This is a genomic window from Microcystis sp. M179S2 (assembly GCF_020245805.1).
Taxonomy (GTDB): Bacteria; Cyanobacteriota; Cyanobacteriia; order Cyanobacteriales; family Microcystaceae; genus Microcystis; species Microcystis aeruginosa.
Genome location: NZ_JADBUE010000066.1, coordinates 1 through 3,492 on the forward strand (window position 1 = coordinate 1; position 3,492 = coordinate 3,492).

General features: G+C 43.6%; 2 protein-coding genes. Both read right to left on the reverse strand.

What is annotated here, in order from left to right; genetic code table 11:
* Positions 1–279: 279 nt before the first annotated feature.
* Entirely contained in the window at positions 280–2,634 is a 2,355-nt protein-coding gene (locus tag IM500_RS03580; RefSeq protein WP_190720134.1) for a GH116 family glycosyl hydrolase, read from the reverse strand.
* A gap of 174 nt (positions 2,635–2,808) precedes the next feature.
* On the reverse strand, positions 2,809–3,252 hold the full coding sequence (locus IM500_RS03585; RefSeq protein WP_012264377.1) for a DUF3531 family protein: 444 nt from the start codon (positions 3,250–3,252) through the stop codon (positions 2,809–2,811).
* Between the last annotated feature and the right edge of the window lie 240 nt (positions 3,253–3,492).

Consider the following 3,492-nt stretch of genomic DNA (forward strand, 5'->3'; position numbering starts at 1 on the left):
CTTAGAGGAATTACGTTTGTTAATTGGTCAACGACTCAAAGAAATGAACAAAGAGGTAATTGCTTCAATTGTTGGACGAGGTTATATCCTGGATGCTCTATCTGTAGTTGGTATTTAGAGAATTGGTATAATCCTAAATCCGTTGAGTATAGGCTACTTATCAGGAGAGGCACTCATGCAAAAGGGGGAATAAATAATCAGTTTTTAATAACCAGATTTAGTATTACAGTGATTTACTAGGTAAAACCAGATCGCCAGTTAGATGGCGATAATCCTGTTTTATCCCTGAAATTCCGTCAAAACCCCATAGATAGCCCAGATAGCCATGGCGCGTAAATAATGACAGGCGCGAAAAGTTCCCACCGATGTTATTGCTTCCGGGGTGCGAAATTGTAGGCCATTTTCATAAATTTGTTGTACCACCGCCTCCGTAATTTGCCATCCTTGCTTTTCCATTCCCATTTGCAGTAAAAAAGCCACCAACCCAAAATTAATTCCTACCCAAACTTCCAAGGGATGAGTTGCCTGGGGATTTTCGGGAGTACCATCGGGTTTTAACCCATTTGCCGCCCCAAATTTTCCCCCATGAAACTTGAGAAAACAAGCCTGATAAATCTTACTTAAAGCTGATTGCGTGTATTGATTTTCTACCACATCTGGTAAAGCCAATAAACGGGCATAAAATTGACCGCATAATTGGTCGGTCATCACCACATCGGAACCACTGCCACTATCCAAATTATAATATTCTCCATTCCAGAGAGTCTGATGATAAATAGCGCGAGATTGCTGCAACCAACTGGCAAAAATTGCCGTATCTTCTCCAATGATTTCGCCAATTTTAAGCGTCGCTTCTAGGGCTGCTATCCACAAACCACCACAATAGGCACTAATTCCCTGTAAACGCCAATCATCAAAGGTTTGGTCTGGTGCGCCGGAATTTTCGGGGATGCCATCGTTATCAAGGTCAAAAGTTTTTAAATATTGCAAAGTCAGGACAATTGACGGCCAACATTCCCGCAGAAAATCCTCATCTTTAGCACCCGTTAATAAATAATCCCGATAGACTAATAAAACAAAATCACTGCCTAAATCTTTCCAGAGATTACAATCTTGATAACTGGTGTAATTACTCTTTTGCCAAGGGTGTTCATTGGGCGCACCTAAATCGTGGGGAGTGGCATTTTTAGCCTTACGAATGGCACTAGCTTGATTATAACCGATAATCCGAGGAGTATCGTCACTGCTGGGAATTGCCCTGGCAAAAGCTTCCATCACAGCCTTTTCTAAGCGCGGCCATAACATCAGTAACCCAAAGGAACCATAGAGACGCACATCAAGACTTTCATACCAACGATAATCAATACATTCTAAGACCCCAAATTGACCGATAGGATCCTGTTCGGTGGCTGCCGTCCAGAGAGTGCCGCCGTCAGTTAGGAGGTATAATTCGTTAAATAAAGCCATTTTAAACCAATCGGCCAGATCGGTGCGTTCTAGGATCGGTTGTTGCCAGTTAATAATATTTTCTCGCCATGTATCGCCGTGTTTTAAAGCCGTGCGTACCATCGCCCAAGCATTTTGACCATTGCGACCGAAAAAGTCCGTATAACGACGATAATAGTTAATTCCTTGGGCAAATTCGGTGACTGGTAAATCCCAAGCCAAAATAAAAGGAATTTTGCGAGTTTTCCCCGGACGAATGGTAAAACGAATCGCCATGGCCGTGGCCGTTTCTTCCCCTTTTTGGGCGGGGGTTTCGTCCTCAATATCCGGTAAAGAGCCATTCATGGCGAAATAGTCCCAAACTTCGCCCCCATCGCCCGCAGGGTTCCATTTACCCAGATAAAATACCTCTAGACTCGGATTAGTGATACTAGCAATCGCCATCTGTCCATCCCCTTCCCCGGGGTTTTCGTAATCTCGACCCATTAGACAGCCAACGCGGAAATTATCGACAATCCATTGATTATAATTACCCTCACTTTCCCCCCATTTTGATTGATATTCATAGACGGGACTACCATCATCTCTCACCTTAACCACTGGGGATTTAATCGCGTTAGTAAACCAACCGATTGTATTTTGCCAAGTCAGCATAATACTAATAGTAATCGGTTTATCGGTGGGATTATGAACCGTCCATTCAAATAGGGCTATAGGATAACTACTTTCTTGATAATTATGCGCCCAAACCGGTGAGAATTGTTCGCAAATTAATTGAGTCTGAAAAACATCTTTGTACTCGTACCAACTGCGGGGATAAAGGGCAGAATATGTTCCCTTTTCGGCTGGATACCACGACCAGCGCGATAATGTTCCATCCGTCGGGCTTTCCGTCGCCATAGCGTAGGCTTGGGCGCTTCCGTCTTCTGTTTGTTCAAAAATGCTAAATTGACAGGCGGCAAGGCTATTAAAACTGTGTTCACCACCGTCCAGATGCCAGAGATTAAAGTCACCTTTGGGGGAACGTCCGATGCAACCGGCCCCAAATCCCCCCAGAGGCATCCCATGCCAAGGACCATCATCTAAATTGCTGGCGTAGCGGACGCTGTAGGGTTTTTCCCAACCTTTGCCTAGAGGACGTTTCCAAGCAGCGGCGGGAATTTCTGGAAGGGAGACGAGATTAAGCATAGATGTTTTTAAGTGGGGTGTGGGGAAGTGGGGAAGTGGGGAAGTGGGGTGTGGGGTGTGGGGTGTGGGGTGTGGGGTGTGGGGTGTAGGGTGTGGGGAGAATAAATAAATAAAAATAAACTCCTGACTCGGAGAATTCTGACCCCACCAAGAAACTTTTTCACTAAACCCTAATTATTCGCTAAAGAGATAATTACTGCGATCGCTAACCGTCCAATCTTGATTTTCTCCACCGATAATTAAACGTTTAATATCGACAAAATCCTTACTTAATTGGGTCAAGGCATTGATTAAAATATCTAAAGCAATAAGATCGCTAGTACCAAGGTCAAACCAACAACGTCCCCAAGTACCTAAGTATTCAAAATCGGTCATATTGTGCATCGGTGACATAAAGGCATTTTCGGCCATATCTGGATCGTATTCCATATAACTAATATCGACTCCCACCTCCTGTACCTGTAGGTTTTCGGCATTGAAAGCTCCTAATTTACCCAAATAAAACCAAGAGGCAAAAACTTCTTCTACATATTGCTGTTCCATATTCGAGGGAACCGTCGAAAATTCCAGCCAAAACCAGACATCAAAAGGATTAAATTCGCGAAATTGTACTTCCATATTTTTTAGAGGAGACTCGGAGACGGGAGACAGGAGACAGGAGACAGGAGACAGGAGATGGGGAAGTGGGAATTATGAATTAGGGAGAAGGGAGTATTTGGTTCTTCGGTTTTTGTTATGCAATGGACGGGGGTTATAAGGGATGGAACCCTTATATAGAAAGGCATTTGGCGATTTTTGTCAATTATTTTTTATCTAGAGCGAACTAATCAATTAAGTCTCTTGCCAGATAAGGATTTA

What these genes read in the sequence shown, in the direction of transcription:
- IM500_RS03580 (WP_190720134.1), bottom strand. Translation starts at nt 2,634, where the DNA reads ATGCTTAATCTCGTCTCCCTTCCAGAAATTCCCGCCGCTGCTTGGAAA.
- IM500_RS03585 (WP_012264377.1), bottom strand. Translation starts at nt 3,252, where the DNA reads ATGGAAGTACAATTTCGCGAATTTAATCCTTTTGATGTCTGGTTTTGG.